The following is a 15,877-nucleotide window of genomic DNA, read 5'->3' on the forward strand; positions in this document are numbered from 1 at the left end:
GCCATGTAGCTCCTTCACCGTTCCGGCAAATACCTCCCCCGGAGGGTCGGCCCGCAACACGTCTTTCCGCCGGGCCAAAGCGGTGCTAGTGCGCGGCCATGCTGCGCCTTACAAACATATCCTATTCCGTCGCGGGCCGCCCGCTGCTTGAAAACGCCTCTGCCGACATCCCGGCGGGCCACAAGGTCGGCGTGGTCGGACGCAACGGCACCGGCAAAACGACCCTCTTCCGCCTGATCCGGGGCGAGCTGGCGCTGGAAGGCGGCACTGTGGAAATCCCCAAGCAGGCCGTCATCGGCGGCGTCCGGCAGGAAGTCCCATCGTCCGAGACCTCGCTGCTCGACACGGTGCTGGCCGCCGACACCGAGCGTGCGTCGCTGATGGCAGAGTCGGAAACCGCCACCGACCCCAACCGAATCGCCGAGATCCAGACCCGTCTGGCCGACACCGACGCCTGGTCGGGAGAGGCCCGCGCCACACGGCTTCTGCGCGGCCTTGGCTTCACGCAGGACGAAACGTTGCAGCCCTGTTCCGCCTTCTCTGGCGGTTGGCGGATGCGCGTGGCCTTGGCTGGCGTGCTCTTCGCCGCGCCCGATATTCTGCTTCTGGACGAGCCGACCAACTACCTCGACCTCGAAGGGGCGCTCTGGCTAGAGGCTTATCTGGCCAACTACCCGAACACCGTCATCGTGATCAGCCACGACCGGGGCCTGCTGAACCGCTCTGTCGGGCATATCCTGCACCTCGAAGACAAGAAGCTGACGCTCTACGGCGGCAATTACGACACCTTCGCGCGCACCCGGTCCGCGCGTCTGGCGGCAGCGGAATCGCAGATCGCCAAGCAAGACGCCCGCCGCGCCCACCTGCAATCTTTCGTGGACCGCTTTCGCGCCAAGGCAACGAAGGCCAAGCAGGCCCAATCCCGCCTGAAGATGATCGAGAAGATGGAGTCGATCCAGACCCCGCAAGAAGCCGCCCTGCGCGCATTCTCGTTCCCCGAGCCGGAAGAGCTGTCGCCACCCATTGTCAATTTGGAGAGCGCATCTACGGGTTACGGCGATACCGTTATCCTGTCCAAGCTGAACCTGCGCATCGACCAGGACGACCGGATCGCCCTTTTGGGCCGCAATGGTGAGGGCAAGTCCACCCTGTCGAAGATGCTGTCCCAGCGTCTTGAAGTGATGAACGGCCGCATGACGACCGCCGCCAAGCTGCGCGTGGGCTACTTCGCACAGCATCAGGTGGACGAACTGCGCATCGACGAAACGCCACTGGATCACCTGCGCCGGATGCGCCCCTTGGAAACACCCGCGCGCGGTCGCGCGCGCCTTGCCGGTTTTGGCCTTGGTGCGGAACAGGCGGATACGCTGGTAAAGGGATTGTCCGGCGGCCAGAAAGCCCGCCTGTCCCTGCTGATCGCGACGCTCGACGCGCCGCACATGCTGATCCTTGATGAGCCGACGAACCACTTGGATATCGAGTCCCGCGAAGCGCTGGTCGAAGCGCTGACCGCCTACACCGGCGCCGTGATCCTCGTCAGCCACGACATGCACCTGCTGTCGCTGGTGGCCGATCGCCTATGGCTAGTCAAAGGCGGTCGCGTCGCGCCTTACGAGCACGATCTCGACACCTATCGCCAATCGCTGCTGCAGGGAGAGCCGAAGGCCGAGAAGCCGAAGAAAGCCGATCCGCCCAGCGCCCCCAAACCCAGCCGCGATCAGGTTATGGCGCTGCGTTCGGAAGTGCGCAAAGCCGAGGCCCGCGTCGCCAAGATCGAAGAGATGCGCGATAAACTGGCCAAGAAGCTGGCCGATCCCGCGTTGTATGAAGACGCTCGCGTCGGCGAGTTGGCCACCTGGAACAAGAAATACGCCGAGGTGCAGGAGGCAATGGACCGCGCAGAGGCGCTGTGGATGGCGGCGTCGGAAAAGCTGGAGCGTGCGGAGTCGTAATGCGCGAAATATGCAAATTGTCTGTTCTATTTCGGTGTGAAACCCACCCCGAATGCACGAAATTCGCATGACCGCAGATTTCCTTGTCACCGCCTTCGTCACGCTCTTCGTCGTGATCGACCCCATCGGCACTACTCCGATTTTCGTCGCGCTGACACGCGGTATGGCCCCTGCCCGCCGCCACGCCATCGCGCGCCGCGCCTGCGTGATCGGCCTTGTGATCCTTGCCGCCTTCGGCCTGTTCGGAGAGGCGCTTCTGGGCTTCGTCGGCATTTCCATGCCCGCCTTCCGGATCGCAGGTGGCTTGCTGCTGTTCCTGACCGCGCTGGAGATGTTGTTCGGTCGGCGCACCGAGCGCCGCTCATCGCAGGCGGGCACATCGGAAGAAGATGACGATGAAGACGACACCCCCGAGGACGACCCTTCGGTCTTCCCGCTGGCGATCCCGCTTCTGGCCGGTCCCGGCTCTATCGCGTCGCTGATCCTGTTGATGGACCAATCGGGCGGCACGCCGCTGACACTAAGCAGCCTGTTTGCCGTGATCGCCCTGATCTACGCGATCTGCTACCTTTTGTTCAGGGCCGCGGGCCCCATCGAACGCGGCCTTGGCCCCACCGGCATCCTTGTCGTCACGCGTCTCCTGGGAATGCTACTGGCCGCACTCTCGGTGCAATTCGTACTGGACGGCATAGCCAACGCGGGGCTGAGCATCGGCCCCTAGCCAACGGGCCTGCGCGCGCCCATATCAACGCCATGACAGGCGACGATATCGGCAATTTCCTATACCTCGCGCTGCTTGGCGCAGCGATCTTCGGCTATTTCATCGCGGCGAACCGCCAGTCGATGGGCCGCACCCTGCGCTACCTAGCGCTGTGGGGCCTGATCTTCGTGGGGGTCATCGCTGCCGCCGGGCTGTGGCCCACCGTGCGCGACCAGATCGCCCCGCAACAGGTTCTGACCGCGAGCGGCGCGCTGGAAGTGCCTTTGGGCCCGGACGGTCACTACCACATGACGCTGGGCATAAACGGCGCGCCGATCCGCTTTGTCGTGGATACGGGTGCGACCGATCTGGTGCTTAGCCAAGACGACGCCCGACGCGCCGGGATCGAGCCTGATACGTTGGCCTATCTGGGCCGCGCGCAGACTGCGAACGGCACCGTGCCCATGGCGCAGGTGCGGCTTGAGACGGTGACGCTGGGCGAAACGGTCGAGCGCAACGTGCCTGCGTCCGTGAACGGTGGAGAGATGTTCGGCTCACTTCTGGGCATGAGCTATCTCTCGCGTTTTGGGCGTATCAGCATCGAAAACAACCGCTTGACGCTGGAACGCTAGTCCGGGGCCGGCGTCTCGGCCTTCTTTTCCCACTTGCCTGATTCTTCGGACCAGTATTGCGCGGCTACGCCCGCCTTGGTCAGCGCACGCCACTGGCCGCGCGCGCGGTCGAGTGCGGCCCCGTCCATGCCGTCGAACAGCACGCACACGCGGGCCGACGCAGTCACCTCTTCCGGCGTCACCTCTGCGCCCTCGACACTTATCACGCAGTGGCGGCCATCGGCCCCCTGCCCGTCCAGGGCCAGAAGCACCGGCTGATCCGCATCTTGTGCGCCGCCCGCCATCCCATGCGGCAGGAAGCTGGTCGGATCGCCCGTCCACAGGCGCAGGTCCAGTTGCTCCATCGCGCGCGGATTGCGCCCGCGCACCAACACCCGCCAGCCTTGCGCCAGTGAGCGGTCAAGCAGTTGCGGCAGCACCTGATCCAAGGGCCGCCGCGTGAGGTGGTAGAAGTAGGCCGCGCCCATGTCAGCTTTCGAACGCGTCGCGCACCAGCTGGTCCAGCGCGCGCACGCCCCAACCCGAAGCCCCTTTGGGGGCGTAGGGCGAATCGAACGAGGTCGAGGCGACGCCCGCAATGTCGATGTGCGCCCATTTCGTGCCGTCCTGCACGAAGCGGTGCAAAAATTCGGCCGCCGTGATCGTACCCGCAGGCCGGCCGCCGACGTTCTTCACATCCGCGATGCGGGACTTCAGCTGGTCGGCGTACTCCTTGCCAAGCGGCAGACGCCATGCGCCTTCACCTGCCGTGCCAGCCGCTTTCAGCAGATCGCCACAGAAGCCATCGTCGTTGGACAAAACGCCCGCGTTGTGATGGCCCAGCCCGATGATGACGGCCCCGGTCAGCGTCGCCAAGTCGATCATCGCCGCCGGTTTGTAGGTTTCCTGCGCGTACCACATCACATCGCACAGGACCAAGCGGCCCTCTGCGTCGGTATTGATAACCTCGACCGTGTCACCCTTCATGGAATGCACGACGTCGCCGGGACGCACGGCGTTCGGCCCTGGCATGTTCTCGACCAAGCCCACGAGACCCACAACGTTCGCCTTCGCCTTCCGCATCGCCAAAGTCTGCATGACACCCGCGACGACGGCAGAACCGCCCATGTCCATCGTCATGTCTTCCATGCCGGCGGCGGGCTTGAGGCTGATGCCGCCGGTGTCGAACACGACGCCTTTGCCGACCAGCGCCAAGGGGGCCTCTTCACCGCCGCCCATCCACTTCATGACGACAACTTTCGACGGGCTATCGGAGCCTTGCCCCACGGACAGAAGCGCGCCCATCCCCAGTTCAGCCAGCATGTCCTCTTCCAGCACCTCGACCTCCAGTCCCAGATCGGACAGAGCTTTCAGACGGTCTGCGTAGCTGGTGGTGGTCAGGACGTTGGCCGGAGCGTTCACAAGGTCGCGGCAGAAGAAGACGCCCGTGGCTTGTGCGGTCAGATCATCCGCGTCGATGGTCGCGGGATCAGAGACCATCACCGTCAGCCCACCGCGCTCGGCGGTGTCGGTCTTCGTCTTCTGGTCGGTGTAGTCATAGGCCCGCAGCGCTGCGCCCAGCGCCACCTCGGCGGCGTGCTTGCGGTTGCCAAGGCACAGTGTCATCGCGTTCGCCCCGCCTGCGCGGCCCACGGCGACACCCGCCTTGCGCGCGTCTTCAGCACCCGCGCGCTTGGCCAGCTTTACGACGCAGATGGCTTCGGCGGCCATGCCCGTGGGCCAAGACAGCGTGACGGCGTCGCCCTCCGACGCCTTGCCCCAGGCCTCTGCTCCCACCGCGCGATCCACCGCGCCGCGTGTCAGCTTGTTCACGCGTTTGGCCGCCGGGTCCATGCTGCCTTCCGCGTCGACGAAGACGGCGACGATGCCGGTCGTATCGGCCAGGGCGTCGGTGGCGGTCTCGATGACGGTGATCGGTGCGGGGGTGGTCATGGCGTTCTCCTGGAATGGGTCGGGACAGAGGTAGGGGCCTAGGCCGCCGATGACCAGAAGGCAGTTTGCCCCCGGCGCGCCATCGGCTAGGGTGTCGTAAGGGACAAGGGATAGGCACGGCGTGAGGACTTACGACAGATACCTGCTGTCCCAGCTTCTGACGCTGTTCGGCTTCTTCAGCATCGTGCTTGTCGCCGTCTACTGGGTGAATCGCGCCGTGTCGTTGTTCGACCGACTAATCGCGGATGGGCAATCGGCTATCGTCTTCCTGGAATTCTCGGCGCTGGCCCTGCCAAGCGTGATCCGGGTCGTCCTGCCCATCGCCGCCTTCGCCGCTGCCGTCTACGTGACGAACCGGATGCGCGGCGACAGTGAGCTTGTGGTGGCCAGCGCCGCAGGCCTGTCACCCTTGCGGTTGGCCCGCGCGGTTCTGGTCTTCGGCGCGATTGCAGCCGTTCTTACGGGCGTGATGACCCATGTGCTTACCCCCTTGGCCACCGCTCGGCTGGATCAGCGCAGCGCAGAGATTGCCCAGGACGTGACTGCGGGGCTGCTGAGTGACGGGCAGTTCCTGCATCCGGTGTCGGGCGTGACCGTCTTCATCGCCGACATCACCGAACAGGGCGAGTTGAGCCAGGTCTTCCTGTCGGATCGTCGCGCCTCCGGCTCTGCAACGACCTACTCCGCCGAGCGCGCCGCCTTGGTGCGCCGCGAAGGCGCAGCGTTCCTTGTAATGTTCGACGGCATGGCTCAGACGCTCGCGACGGATACCCGGCAACTGTCCGTCACCCGCTTCGACGACTTCGCCTTCGATATCGGGACGATGACCGATCTGGGTGAAGCTGGGCCACGCGATCTGGACGCCGTGCCAAGCCTCGCCATCCTGACCGATACAACTACAATCGCCACAGAGACTGATCTGCCCCGCCAGCGCGTCATCGTTGCGGTGCATGAGCGGATGACGGGCGCGCTCCAGAGCCTTGTGGCGCCGGTTCTGGGGATTGCCGCGATGTTGCTTGGCGGATTCTCGCGCTTTTCGGCTTGGCGGCAGGTAACGGCGGCCATCACGGCGTTGATCGGATACGAGCTGTTACAGAGGGTCGCCTTGGACGCGGTTCTGAATAGCGGTATTTCTGCCGCCGTCCTTTACGCTCCCACCTTGGTCTTCGCGCTACTGGCGTTGGTGTTCTTGTGGCTGGCCGGGCGCGGACGCAGCCCACGCGGGCGGGCGGTACCCGCATGATCCTGCACCTGTATTTCGCCAGGCGTTTCGCGGGCACCTTCGTCTTCGTGCTGTCGATCTTCTTCGGCATTCTGCTGCTGATCGACCTTGTCGAGCAGGTTCGCCGGTTCGAGGGCGAAAACGTCGGCCTGATCCGGCTGATCGGCCTGACCCTGCTATCGGTGCCGGAAACACTCTACACGATCCTGCCCCTCATCACGATCATCGCTGCGCTTACGCTGTTCCTAAGCCTCGCGCGCACGTCAGAACTGGTCGTTAGCCGTGCGGCCGGGCGATCTGCGTTTCGCAGCCTTCTGGGCCCAGCGCTGGTGACCTTCCTGATCGGCGTCCTCGCGGTCGCCGCTCTCAACCCTATTGTCGCCGCCACCTCCGGGCAGTTCGACCGAGTGTCCGATGAATTGCGGGGAGAGGTCACCTCTGCCCTGTCGCTGACGCGCAGCGGCGTTTGGCTGCGACAGGGCAATGGCGAAGGGCAGACGGTCATCCAGGCCGTCCGCTCGAACGAGGATGGCACGCGACTGACCGGCGTGACCTTCCTTGGGTTCGACGTGAAGGGCGCGCCGACCTATCGTCTGGAAGGCGATAGCGCCCGGCTGGAGGATGGCGCGTGGCGGGTGCGGAACGCAAAGCGCTGGGACTTTGCCGACCAGAACCCCGAGCAGGACGCGATCAGCGTGTCGCAGACGTCCGTCCCCTCCAGCCTGACCGCCAGTCGCATTGCCGATAGCTTCGGCGATCCATCGACCATCCCCGTATGGGAGCTTCCGGCGTTCATCTCTGACCTTCAAGCATCGGGCTTTTCGGCCCGGCGGCACATTGTTTTCCTGCAATCGCAACTGGCAATGCCCGTTCTTTTGGTTGCCATGGTGCTCATCGGAGCAGCCTTCACGATGCGCCACACACGGCTGGGCCGTAGTGGCCCATCGGTGCTTGTGGCGCTTTCCATCGGGTTCGGACTTTTCTTTCTTGGCGATTTCGCGCAAATCCTAGGAGAGACTGGCCGCATCCCCGCGATGCTGGCCGCATGGGGACCGCCCGTGGCTGCATGCCTGCTGCCATTGGGCCTTATACTGCATTGGGAGGACGGTTGATGCGCGCGCTTCTTCTGGCCCTCTCGCTTGCGCTGGTCTCTCCTGTCGCAAATGCTCAGGACACTGCCGCGCTGGTCGCAGACAGCGTTCGAATCGAAGCTGAAAGCCGCCTGATCGCCGAGGGCGGCGTGCAGGTCGCGTATCAAGGCACCATCCTGACCGCGACGCGCGTGATATATGACCGCGCGGCGGACCAGCTTAGCATCGTCGGCCCGATCAGCCTGAACGACGGCGCAGGTGCCGTGATCGTGGCTGACAGCGCCCAACTGGACGGCGACCTCCGCAACGGCATTCTGGAGTCGGCCCGCCTTGTTCTGGACCGTCAGCTGCAGCTCGCCGCCGGTCGGATCGCGCGCGTCGACGGGCGTTACACGCAATTGGCAAACACCGTCGTGTCAGCCTGCGAAATCTGCGCCGACAATCCGACGCCGACGTGGGAGATCCGTGCGCGCCGTGTCATTCACGACAATCAGGAAAACCTGATCTACTTCGACAACGCCACCTTCCGCCTGTTCGGCGTGCCCATCGCCTACTTTCCGAAGCTGCGCCTGCCGGATTCGACCCGCAAGCGCGCCACCGGCATCCTGATCCCCCGCATCGCGTCGAACACCCAGCTTGGCTTCGGAATCAAGCAGCCGATCTTCTTCGCTCTTGGCCCTCATGCTGACGTGACGCTGACACCCTACATCTCTTCCGAAACGACGACGCTGGAAGCCCGTTACCGCCAGACGTTCCGGCGTGGTGCGGTCAACATCTCTGGTGCGTTCTCTCGCGATACCCTGCTGCCGGACGAGCTACGATACTACCTGATCGGGTCCGCTGGTGTGGTGATGCCCTATGGGTTCCGGCTGGAAGTCGATGTGCAGTCGGTGTCCGACGATTCCTATCTGGTGGACTACGACTACGCTGGTCTGGACCGCCTTCAGACAGAAGCGCGTCTGATCCGTGCCGACCGCGACCTGCTGATCCGCGGCAGTCTGACAGGATATGAGACTCTGCGTGGGGACGAATTCGCCATCCGGGACGAACTGCCGTCGCTGATTTCGGAATTTGTTGCAGAGCGTCGCATTCCGCTTCGCTTCGGCGAGTTGCGATTGGAGGCTTCTGCCGGAACCATCTATCGTGAAAGCGGTGTCCCAGGCGTGCCGGGCTCTGCCATCCCAGCCCAGCGCGTCGGCGGGCGCGATGTGGCTGAAGTCGGTCTGGCTGCTGAACTCTTCAACCGTCAGATCGCGGACTCCGGCCTTGTTTGGACAAACCGCGCGCGGATTTCCGGCCAAATCTTCGATACAGTCGACACGACTGAAGATTTCGACACCGGTCGCGTCACCGGCACCGTCTCGACTGAATTGCGACTGCCGCTGCAACGCACAACGACCACGGCCCATCACGTGATAGAGCCTGTCGTGCAGCTGGCTTACACTGATACGTCCGGTCGCGATGTGCCCAACGAGGACAGCCTTCTGGTGGAATTCGACGAGGGTAATCTTTTGGCCCTGTCCCGCTTTCCCGGTGATGACGTGGTAGAGCAGGGTTTCCGCGGCAACGCGGCCTTAAATTACACCACGCTCGCATCCGACGGCACCGGCATTTCGCTGACCTTCGGGCGTATCTTCCGCGCCGACGACGACACCCAATTCACCCCGGCCGCCGGCCTGCGCGGTCTTAGTTCCGACTGGTTGGCGTCTGGGCAACTCTCGATGGGGCAGACGTTCGATGTGACCGCCCGCGCGATCTTCGACGACACCGACTTCTCTACCCGCAAGGGAGAGGCCAGATTCCGGTATTCGGACAACCGCTTCGGTTTCAATGGCTCTTACGTCTTCCTAGAGGCGGAACCGCTCGAAAATCGCCCCGACGACCTGCACGAATTGATTGTGGACACCGATGTGCGCCTGTCCCGCCATTGGATCGGCAGTTTCGCCAGCCGCTATGACCTGGTCACTGACAGCACCGCGGAAGCCGCCTTGGGCTTGACCTACCGCACCGAATGCATCGAGGTCGACTTCAACGTCGCTCGCCGCTTCACCGAAACCGCGACCATTGAACCGTCCACATCCTTCGGCTTCTCTTTCAGCCTCGCAGGGTTCGGAACAGATCGCTACGACGACACCTATCGCAAGACCTGCAAGGGATGATATGCCCATGCCGATACTGCCTGACCCGAAGAAAGCCCGCGCCATGAAACATGCCCTTCGTACCCTTGCCGTCGCGGCCCTTCTTGCCCTTTCGCCCGCCGTGCCCGGCAGCGCGCAAAACATGTTTGCTCCGGCGGCTTCGGTCAACGACATGGTCGTGACGCAGTTCGAGGTCGAACAGCGCGCCCGGATGCTCGAAATCTTCCGCGCTCCGGACGCCTCTGCCGACTCGGCGCTCGACACGCTCATCAACGAGCGCCTCCAGCTGGCCGAAGCGGCGCGTCTTGGATTGACCGTCACGGACGAAGAGCTGATGGAAGGGATGACCGAATTTGCGGGTCGCGCAAATCTTGGAGTGGACGAATTTGTCGGAGAGCTTCAGCGCGCCGGCGTCGATCGCACCAGCTTCGAAGATTTCGTTCGCGCGGGCGTGGCGTGGCGCGAAGTCATCGTTGAACGCTTCGGCGGTGGGCAGATTTTCGTTCCCGAAGATGATGTCGAGCGGGCCGCCGACTCTCCGCCCGAGCCGGGGATCCGTTATCTTCTGAACGAAGTCATCCTGCCCGCAAACTCGCCACAGGCCGTCGCCCGCGCCGATGCGCTGACGCCACAAATTCTGGCCGCGCGTGATTTCGCCTCGTTCCAGGCCGCCGCGCGCACCTATTCCGCCTCGCCCTCTCGCGCACGCGGCGGAGCCATCGACTGGCTGGAAGCCGAAAACCTACCGCCGCAGATCCGCGCGCTGCTGAATGGCCTTGCCCCCGGTGAGGTCGCAGGCCCCGTTCCCTTGCCCAACGCCCGTGCATTCTTCCAGTTGCGCCAGATCGGCGAAGTGGCCGCAGACACACGGCCCGTCAAACTGGACTACGCCGCATTCTACATCCCTGGCGGCCAATCCCCGGAAGCCCTGTCGCGTGCCACGCAGCTGCGCGCCCGGATCGACACCTGCGATGACCTTTACTCCACCGCACAGGGCCTGCCGCCTGAGCAGCTGCAACGCGATGTGCTGCCGGTCGCCCAAGTGCCGCAGGATGTGGCACTGGAACTCGCCAAGCTCGACGAAAATGAGGTGTCGACGGCCCTCACCCGCGCCAACGGTCAGACGCTGGTCTTCCTGATGCTCTGCGATCGCTCCTATTTCGAGCTGTCCGCCGAAGACGAAGAGCGTCTGCGCGCCCAGGCCGAAGAGGCGGGCGAGACCTTCGAACGTCCCGAAGGTCCCAACTTGGATGCGGTTCGTCGTGCGCTGCAGAACCAACGCGGCGGTCAGCAAGCACAGAACCTGCTGGCAGAGCTGCGGGCAAACGCGACCATCACACGCCAATGACCCCGCGCGCTCCGGCGCCCATCGCACTGACCTGCGGAGAGCCCGCAGGCGTCGGGCCTGACATCGCCGTCACCGTCTGGCAGACGCTAGGCGACGCGATGCCGTTCTTTTTCATGGGCGATCCAGCGCATCTCAGCGGTCCCGTCGCATCCATCGAGCACCCGTCAGAGGCCGCATCCGCCGCGCGCCACGGCTTGCCTGTCCTACCCACCGATATGGGGCCGCCCCGCGTGCCGGGAACACCCAATCCGGCCCACGCTCCGCATGTCGTGCGGATGATCGCCGAGGCCGTTGACTTGGTGCGCTGCGGCGATGCGTCTGCCATCTGCACTCTGCCGATTCACAAGAAAGCCCTGATCGACGGAGCAAATTTCGCCTATCCCGGCCATACCGAGTATCTCGCCGCGCTCGCAGGCGTGGATCGGGTGGTGATGATGCTGGCCTGCGATGCCCTGCGTGTCGTGCCCGCCACGATTCACATCCCGATCGCCGACGTGCCCCGCGCGCTAACCGCAGAAGGGCTGGGAATCACCATCCGCATCACCCACGCCGCCCTCATCCGCGATTTCGGCATCCCGGCCCCCCGCATCGCCATCGCTGGGCTGAACCCCCACGCGGGCGAAGGGGGCGCCATCGGGACAGAGGAAATCGACTGGATCACCGCCTTGGTTGACCAATTGCGCGCAGAAGGCCTCGACCTGCGCGGCCCTGCATCCGCAGATACGATGTTCCACGCCGACGCTCGTGCGCGCTATGATGCCGCCATCGCCATGTACCACGATCAGGCGCTGATCCCGATCAAGACCATCGACTTCGCGGGCGGCGTCAACGTCACGCTCGGCCTGCCGTTCGTTCGAACCTCTCCCGATCACGGCACCGCCTTTGACATCGCGGGAACCGGCACCGCCGATCCAACCAGCACGCTCGCCGCCCTGCGCATGGCCGCCCGAATGGCAGCCGCACGCGCCGCCGCCCAATGACCCTCTTCTTTGTTTTTCCCAAAATACTCCGGGTGAGCCGCGCCAGCGGCGAGGGCAGAGCCCTTAGCGCCGCCAATCACAGGGAAGGCCCACGACCATGAGCGCCATCGACGACCTTCCCCCCCTGCGCACCGTCATCGCCGAGCATCAGCTTTCGGCCAGGAAATCGCTCGGCCAGAACTTCCTTCTGGACTTGAATTTGACCGCCAAGATCGCGCGTCAGGCCGGCGATCTGACCGGCTGCGATGTGCTGGAAGTCGGCCCCGGTCCGGGCGGCCTGACGCGCGGCCTGCTGGCCGAAGGCGCGCGCCGTGTACTGGCGGTAGAAAAGGACGCGCGATGCCTGCCAGCCCTTGCCGAGATCGCGGCCAAATACCCGGATCGGCTGGACGTGATAAACGCCGACGCGCTCGACTTGAACCCGTTGGCGCATCTGACGCCGCCGATCCGAATCGTGTCGAACCTGCCCTACAACGTCGGCACAGAGCTTCTGACCCGCTGGCTCGACCCGCCCGAATGGCCACCCTTCTGGTCCAGCCTGACGCTGATGTTCCAGAAAGAAGTTGCCCAGCGAATCACCGCTGCCCCCGGATCGAAAGCCTACGGGCGCTTTGCGATCCTCTCACAATGGCGCACGGACGCGCGCATCGTGATGGAGCTTCCGCCCGAAGCTTTCACCCCGCCGCCCAAGATCCATTCGGCGGTGGTGCACCTGCAAGCCCTTGATGCGCCACGGTTCCCGGCCTGCTCCAAGACGCTGTTCCGCATCACCGCAGCCGGCTTCAACCAGCGCCGCAAGATGCTGCGCGCATCGCTTAAAGGCACAGCACCGGATATAGAAGATCGCCTTCTCGCCGCCGGGATAAAGCCGACCCAGCGCGCGGAAGAGCTGTCATTGGAACAGTTCTGCGCGCTGGCGCGAGAAATCGACAAGACCTGATCCAAAAAGAAAAATGGCCGATCCCGCAGGATCGGCCTTTTGATTATTCAGCGGCTTGGTTCTCTCCGCCGCCACTGTTGTTTTCACCACCGTCGTCCTGCGCCTTCGGCTTGCGCGGACGCCCCCGACGGGGCTTTTCGGCGGGCTTCTCTTCAGGTGTCTCGACCAGACCGCTGTCGGTGTCTGAGCCGCCTGAGTCCATCACATCGTCGGACTTCGGCGTGCGCGGACGGCGCGTGCGACGTGGCTTCGGCTGATCGCCTTCCCCGTCGGACTTGGCCTGCGTCTCCGGCTGAGTGTGGGTTTGCGGTTGGCTATCGCGCTGCTGGTCCGCGTCGCGCGACTGATTGCGCTGGCCATCGTCCCGCCGGTTCTGATCGCCACCACCATGGCTTTGCTGATCACCGTTATTCTGGTTGCCCCGACTCTGATCGCCGTTGTTCTGGCCACCCTGGTTATCGTTGCCGCCCTGCGGGCCGCCGCCCTGCTGGCCGTTGTTCTGATTACCCTGCTGACCGCCGCCGTGTTGGCCTTCGTTCTGCTGGTTGTTCTGATTGTTCTGCTGCTGACGCTCGTTCATCTCGCGCGTCGCTTCGGCCAACATCCGCGTGTAATGCTCGGCGTGCTGGGCGAAGTTCTCGGCCGCCACTCGGTCGTTCGAGAGCTGCGCATCGCGGGTCAGCTGGTTGTATTTGTCGATGATTTGCTGCGGCGTACCGCGCACCTTGCCCTCTGGGCCCGAGCTGTCGAACACACGGTTGACGACGTTGCCGCCAGAGGGACGGTTGCGGTTCTTGTTGTTCCGCGAGCGCTTGTTGGAAGATCGCATGTCGGAGATAGGTCCGGACTAATTGAAGATTAAAGTCTGACAGCCCTTGGGTATCCCGTGCCGCGGCGAGTGCGACAGTCAGAAGGGACGCTGTTGGCAGTGACAAAGGCGTGCGCCGAAGCAAGGCGCTCTGCCCTCTGCGACGACAGGCAGACCATGCCCTGCTGGGCTTGGCAACCCGTTTGTGCCGAAAACGACGGATTTTCCGACTATTTCGGTCTTTGCCCCTGAAATTCAGCCGTTTGCCGCCGAAACTACACGGTCGCGGCCGCCCAAATCAGCGTGTACGACCACATCGGCGAATCCAGCGGCGCGCAAAATATCGGCGACGGCAGCGCCCTGCGTCCAGCCGATTTCCAGAATCAGCCGCCCACCCGGCGTCATGTGGTCGGACGCATGGGCCGCAATTTTGCGATAGGCTTGCAGGCCGTCCTCACCGGGGGTCAGAGCGATGGTGGGGTCGTGGTCGCGCACCTCTGGGGCAAGGTCGGCCATTTCCGCCTGCGATATGTAGGGCGGGTTCGAGACGATCAGATCGAAGCGTCCGCCAACATCCGCGAACCAGTCGGAGCGGATCAGCGTCAGCCTGTCGGCAACGCCGATGGCATCCGCGTTGCGCGCGGCCACCGCAAGCGCCGCTTCGCTTAGGTCCGTCGCCACACCCATCACATCGGATCGCTCTGCCAACAGCGTAATCGCGATGCAGCCGGAGCCGGTGCCCAAATCGAGGACCTTGGAGAAGGGCGTCTGCAGAGCCACCTCCACCAGCGTCTCGGTGTCGGGGCGCGGGTCCAGCACGTCTGGGGTGACCGCGAAGTCGTGGTTCCAGAAGGCGCGTATGCCCGTGATCTTCGACACCGGCTCTCGCGCGATGCGGCGCGCGATGGCGTCGTTCAGGACGCCCCAGCCGGGGTGGTCAGCGTCGCGGTCCGCGGTCGGCACGCCTGGAAACGCCCAATCGGTCAGGCGGCGCAGGTCGGTCTGCGCATCCGGTACGCCCGCGTCACGCAGTCGGCGGAGGTCGTCTTGAGGGTCGCTCATCCGTCCAGTTCGGCCAGTCGCGCGGCCTGATCTTCCGAGATAAGGGCATCGATGATCTCGGTCAGGTCGCCCTGCATGACCTGATCCAGCTTATACAGCGTCAGGTTGATGCGGTGATCGGTGAGCCGTCCCTGCGGGAAATTATAGGTACGGATACGCTCGGACCTGTCGCCGCTGCCGACCTGCGCCTTGCGTGCGTCGGCTCGCTCACTGTCGGCGCGGTTGCGTTCCAGATCGAACAGGCGCGTGCGCAGAACCTGCATCGCGATCTCGCGGTTGCGGTGCTGCGACTTTTCACTGCTGACGACGACGAGGCCCGAGGGGATGTGCGTGATCCGCACCGCCGAGTCGGTCGTGTTCACATGCTGGCCACCCGCTCCGCTGGCGCGCATCGTATCGATGCGGATGTCCTGCGCGTCGATCTGAATATCGACCTCTTCGGCTTCCGGCAGAACAGCAACGGTGGCGGCTGAGGTGTGAATACGCCCACCCGATTCGGTGGAAGGTACGCGCTGGACACGGTGGACGCCCGATTCGAACTTGAGCCGCGCGAATACACCGTCGCCCTTGATGTTGGCGACAAGTTCTTTCAGGCCGCCAAGCTCGGTCGTCGCCTCTTCGATCACGTCGAACTTCCAGCCCTGCGTTTCGGCGAAGCGCTGATACATGCGCTGCAGGTCAGCAGCAAAAAGCGCGGCCTCTTCTCCGCCTGTGCCGGGCCGGATTTCCAGGATCGCTGGGCGCGCGTCGGCAGAGTCCTTGGGCAGCAGCGCAAGGCGCAGCCGGTCCTCGATGGCGTCGCGACGGGCAATCAGGCCGGGAAGCTCGTCGTCCGCCAGCGCGCGCATCTCTGGATCGGCGCGCATGGCTTCGGTGTCGGTGATCTCGGCGCTCAGGTCCTGCCACTCGCGGGCGATCTCGACCACGGGGCGCAGCTCCGCATATTCGCGGCCCAACTGCGCGATATCGCCCTTCCCTTCGGACATGGCGGCTTCAAGATACTCGAACCGTTCGACGATCTGGCGAAGTCTGTCCTGGGGGACCATGGGCGTGCAATCCTAAGCGCGGGGGC

Annotated in this window: 14 protein-coding genes; 9 read left to right on the forward strand and 5 right to left on the reverse strand. The window is 64.3% G+C overall.

Translation table 11 applies throughout. From position 1 onward, the window contains the following. Nucleotides 1-98 precede the first annotated feature (98 nt). The 3 genes from FIU81_RS10350 (at nt 99) to FIU81_RS10360 (ending at nt 3,284) form a co-directional block, all read left to right on the forward strand. Nucleotides 99-1,952, forward strand: coding sequence for an ABC-F family ATP-binding cassette domain-containing protein (locus FIU81_RS10350; RefSeq protein WP_124111616.1), 1,854 nt, complete (start codon nt 99-101; stop codon nt 1,950-1,952). Nucleotides 1,953-2,019: 67 nt separating this feature from the next. Continuing rightward, nucleotides 2,020-2,673: a MarC family protein gene (locus tag FIU81_RS10355; RefSeq protein ID WP_124111615.1), complete on the forward strand. Its 654-nt coding sequence runs from the start codon at nt 2,020-2,022 to the stop codon at nt 2,671-2,673. A 32-nt stretch (nt 2,674-2,705) separates the two neighbouring features. Further along, nucleotides 2,706-3,284 (forward strand): TIGR02281 family clan AA aspartic protease, encoded by a 579-nt coding sequence (locus tag FIU81_RS10360; RefSeq protein WP_124111614.1) that lies wholly within the window; start codon nt 2,706-2,708, stop codon nt 3,282-3,284. On the opposite strand, the gene FIU81_RS10365 is transcribed toward FIU81_RS10360, so the two are convergent. Continuing rightward, nucleotides 3,281-3,751, reverse strand: a complete 471-nt coding sequence (locus FIU81_RS10365; protein ID WP_124111613.1) for a DNA polymerase III subunit chi — start codon at nt 3,749-3,751, stop codon at nt 3,281-3,283. The genes FIU81_RS10360 and FIU81_RS10365 overlap by 4 nt on opposite strands. Nucleotide 3,752: 1 nt before the next feature. Then, nucleotides 3,753-5,216 carry a leucyl aminopeptidase gene (locus FIU81_RS10370; RefSeq protein ID WP_124111612.1) on the reverse strand — a complete coding sequence of 488 codons (1,464 nt, stop codon included), beginning with the start codon at nt 5,214-5,216 and terminating at the stop codon, nt 3,753-3,755. Between the two features lie 121 nt (nt 5,217-5,337). Here FIU81_RS10370 and lptF point away from each other — a divergent pair, with 121 nt between their 5' ends. The 6 genes from lptF to rsmA all read left to right on the forward strand — a co-directional run bounded on the left by lptF (nt 5,338) and on the right by rsmA (nt 12,935). Further along, nucleotides 5,338-6,459: an LPS export ABC transporter permease LptF gene (gene lptF / locus FIU81_RS10375; RefSeq protein ID WP_124111611.1), complete on the forward strand. Its 1,122-nt coding sequence runs from the start codon at nt 5,338-5,340 to the stop codon at nt 6,457-6,459. Further along, entirely contained in the window at nt 6,456-7,550 is a 1,095-nt protein-coding gene (gene lptG / locus FIU81_RS10380; protein WP_124111610.1) for an LPS export ABC transporter permease LptG, read from the forward strand. Before lptF ends, lptG begins: the two co-directional genes overlap by 4 nt. Beyond that, complete coding sequence (locus FIU81_RS10385; RefSeq protein WP_172971452.1) at nt 7,550-9,688, forward strand: LPS-assembly protein LptD; 2,139 nt, start codon at nt 7,550-7,552, stop codon at nt 9,686-9,688. Before lptG ends, FIU81_RS10385 begins: the two co-directional genes overlap by 1 nt. Nucleotides 9,689-9,731: 43 nt before the next feature. Then, nucleotides 9,732-11,015 (forward strand): peptidylprolyl isomerase, encoded by a 1,284-nt coding sequence (locus FIU81_RS10390; protein WP_172971453.1) that lies wholly within the window; start codon nt 9,732-9,734, stop codon nt 11,013-11,015. Further along, nucleotides 11,012-11,995 carry a 4-hydroxythreonine-4-phosphate dehydrogenase PdxA gene (gene pdxA / locus FIU81_RS10395; protein ID WP_124111607.1) on the forward strand — a complete coding sequence of 328 codons (984 nt, stop codon included), beginning with the start codon at nt 11,012-11,014 and terminating at the stop codon, nt 11,993-11,995. The genes FIU81_RS10390 and pdxA overlap by 4 nt, the downstream gene beginning before the upstream one ends. A gap of 97 nt (nt 11,996-12,092) precedes the next feature. Further along, entirely contained in the window at nt 12,093-12,935 is an 843-nt protein-coding gene (gene rsmA, locus FIU81_RS10400) for a 16S rRNA (adenine(1518)-N(6)/adenine(1519)-N(6))-dimethyltransferase RsmA (RefSeq protein WP_124111606.1), read from the forward strand. A 43-nt stretch (nt 12,936-12,978) separates the two neighbouring features. Here rsmA and FIU81_RS10405 read toward each other — a convergent pair whose 3' ends face one another. The 3 genes from FIU81_RS10405 to prfA all read right to left on the reverse strand — a co-directional run bounded on the left by FIU81_RS10405 (nt 12,979) and on the right by prfA (nt 15,851). Next, entirely contained in the window at nt 12,979-13,764 is a 786-nt protein-coding gene (locus tag FIU81_RS10405) for a DUF4167 domain-containing protein (protein ID WP_124111605.1), read from the reverse strand. Nucleotides 13,765-13,998: 234 nt separating this feature from the next. Then, nucleotides 13,999-14,805, reverse strand: coding sequence for a peptide chain release factor N(5)-glutamine methyltransferase (gene prmC / locus FIU81_RS10410; protein ID WP_124111604.1), 807 nt, complete (start codon nt 14,803-14,805; stop codon nt 13,999-14,001). Then, the gene (gene prfA / locus FIU81_RS10415; protein ID WP_124111603.1) at nt 14,802-15,851 is read right to left on the reverse strand and encodes a peptide chain release factor 1; all 1,050 of its coding nucleotides are present in this window, start codon (nt 15,849-15,851) and stop codon (nt 14,802-14,804) included. The genes prmC and prfA overlap by 4 nt, the downstream gene beginning before the upstream one ends. Nucleotides 15,852-15,877: the final 26 nt, after the last annotated feature.

Origin of the sequence: Palleronia sp. THAF1, from assembly GCF_009363795.1 — a bacterium.
Lineage (GTDB): Bacteria > Pseudomonadota > Alphaproteobacteria > Rhodobacterales > Rhodobacteraceae > Palleronia.

Excerpts from the sequence above, each read along its gene's own strand:
- FIU81_RS10350 (WP_124111616.1), top strand. The coding sequence starts at position 99 with ATGCTGCGCCTTACAAACATATCCTATTCCGTCGCGGGCCGCCCGCTG.
- FIU81_RS10355 (WP_124111615.1), top strand. The coding sequence starts at position 2,020 with ATGACCGCAGATTTCCTTGTCACCGCCTTCGTCACGCTCTTCGTCGTG.
- FIU81_RS10360 (WP_124111614.1), top strand. The coding sequence starts at position 2,706 with ATGACAGGCGACGATATCGGCAATTTCCTATACCTCGCGCTGCTTGGC.
- FIU81_RS10365 (WP_124111613.1), bottom strand. The coding sequence starts at position 3,751 with ATGGGCGCGGCCTACTTCTACCACCTCACGCGGCGGCCCTTGGATCAG.
- FIU81_RS10370 (WP_124111612.1), bottom strand. The coding sequence starts at position 5,216 with ATGACCACCCCCGCACCGATCACCGTCATCGAGACCGCCACCGACGCC.
- lptG (WP_124111610.1), top strand. The coding sequence starts at position 6,456 with ATGATCCTGCACCTGTATTTCGCCAGGCGTTTCGCGGGCACCTTCGTC.
- FIU81_RS10385 (WP_172971452.1), top strand. The coding sequence starts at position 7,550 with ATGCGCGCGCTTCTTCTGGCCCTCTCGCTTGCGCTGGTCTCTCCTGTC.
- FIU81_RS10390 (WP_172971453.1), top strand. The coding sequence starts at position 9,732 with ATGAAACATGCCCTTCGTACCCTTGCCGTCGCGGCCCTTCTTGCCCTT.
- pdxA (WP_124111607.1), top strand. The coding sequence starts at position 11,012 with ATGACCCCGCGCGCTCCGGCGCCCATCGCACTGACCTGCGGAGAGCCC.
- rsmA (WP_124111606.1), top strand. The coding sequence starts at position 12,093 with ATGAGCGCCATCGACGACCTTCCCCCCCTGCGCACCGTCATCGCCGAG.
- FIU81_RS10405 (WP_124111605.1), bottom strand. The coding sequence starts at position 13,764 with ATGCGATCTTCCAACAAGCGCTCGCGGAACAACAAGAACCGCAACCGT.
- prmC (WP_124111604.1), bottom strand. The coding sequence starts at position 14,805 with ATGAGCGACCCTCAAGACGACCTCCGCCGACTGCGTGACGCGGGCGTA.
- prfA (WP_124111603.1), bottom strand. The coding sequence starts at position 15,851 with ATGGTCCCCCAGGACAGACTTCGCCAGATCGTCGAACGGTTCGAGTAT.